Here is a 1,699-nt window from a genome sequence, read left to right as displayed (position 1 = left end):
CGGGTGCTGCCATCCGTCTGCGTGGCCTTCGCTTCTCATGGGCGCCGCTGCCGCACACCGCCGCCGGCTCGCTGTGAACCTCAATGCTGATCCCGGTCGGGGCTGCGCCACTGGTAGGCAGGATGGAGGATCTGCAGAACGTGTGGATACCGTTCCTCCAACCACCACCCGAAGGCGCGTCGTACGGGTGCGGATACGGCTCTAACCAGGCGGATACGGCTCTAACCAGGATGCCGCATCCACGGTTGTGCGGCCGATTTAGCCGGGGGTCCGAGTCGCCGGACTGTCACGCGGCCTACGCGGCTCAATTGCCACATTCGTCGTTTGAGCAACCGGATCCAGGATGTCGAGCTGATCGCCGGGCGGGCTGTAGCGCCTGCTAATACGATCTGCAGTCGTGACCGACAATCGTGCGCCTCAGCGCGGATGCTTCGGCGTGATCTTGAACGATCTCGCCGTTGATCCGACATTTCCCTTTGACCTTGGCGGATGGATGATCGATCGCGCCAGTGCGGAGGAAGTAGGTCTGATCCGGCCCCCTATACATACGCTGAACCAGTTGACGGCAATCAGGCACGCTCCGAGCTACGAAGCAAGTATCGAGACGCAGCTTGAGGGTCGGGCTGCCGCCTTCTCCTACGACCTTCCTACAGATGCATGGCGCTACACCGTTGTTCGACCAAATGGTGGAGATATAGGCGAGCGGCACAAACTCGTTCAGGCCCTGCGGATCTGTCCCTCGGATCTCCGGATCGGGGGCTGGGCTGATTGGCGTGAGAACTCGGAAGCAGCGAAGGTGCGCCTCGATGTCGCAGAGACCGCTCACTACTTCAGGACGGTTGGGTGGTCCGATCCCACGCCAGGCGTGCCAGATCTAGCACAGGCGCGCGAGATTTACGAGCTTCGATGCGCGCTCGACGAGGGGAAGTTCCCGGACGTCACACGGGCGCTCGCACTCTTCGTTCAGCTCGATCAGCTCGACGATTCGATGGACGCCAAACTTCTCGGACACTTTACGGTTCTGGAGAGTCTTCTCAGTCACGCCCCGGATAAGCACGATCCGGTCGACTCGATAACCCGCCAACTCAAGCGTAACCTTGTGCTGTTGGACCATCGGATGCCGCCGAGCGAGAACCTTGGGCTAGATGGCTTCGGTAGAAATGCCACAGGTGAGCAAGTGATCGGCAGGCTCTACTCCATTCGCAGTGCAGCAGCCCACGGCAGCAGCAATACAGAGGCAGTGAAATGGCTCGACGATCGCACCCCCGGCGGATGGTCCTGGTCAGATGACATCAACGGCTACGTGCGAAAGCTGGCCCAGCGTGTACTCGTCGCGGCGCTCCGCGAGCCCCAGTTGGTTGCTGATCTACGGGGTAAGTGATAAGTGAAGACTGGCTGCGCCGCATTCGGACTCGTAATGGACGTTGAGTGGTTTCGCCGAATCCTGCCCTCTGCTCCGGCCTGCGTCCGGACAGGTAGGTCGTCAGATCCGACCGTATTCGTATAGCGCCGAAGGGCAACAACTACGCTGACGGTTCGCGCCACACAAGAGATTACTCGCCGAATCCGCACAGCCGAATTTGATGGCAGGGTGTTGATCATTCCGAAGCCGTTGGCATCGTGATTGGCTTGAGGAATGCATCATGAATTGCGCCGTATAGTGGATCGGCAGTCGTAGGCGTGTACGGTGGGGACCTAG

Annotated in this window: 1 protein-coding gene; it reads left to right on the top strand. The window is 60.2% G+C overall.

Going from position 1 to position 1,699, the window contains the following annotated elements:
- The first annotated feature begins 397 nt into the window (after positions 1 to 397).
- Positions 398 to 1,381 (top strand): hypothetical protein, encoded by a 984-nt coding sequence (locus RZ1_RS29310; RefSeq protein WP_139282080.1) that lies wholly within the window; start codon positions 398 to 400, stop codon positions 1,379 to 1,381.
- Positions 1,382 to 1,699 lie beyond the last annotated feature (318 nt).

The sequence above is a fragment of the Rhodococcus zopfii NBRC 100606 = JCM 9919 genome, assembly GCF_001895025.1.
GTDB lineage: Bacteria > Actinomycetota > Actinomycetes > Mycobacteriales > Mycobacteriaceae > Rhodococcus > Rhodococcus zopfii.
This window is presented reverse-complemented; position numbering and strand designations above follow the sequence as displayed.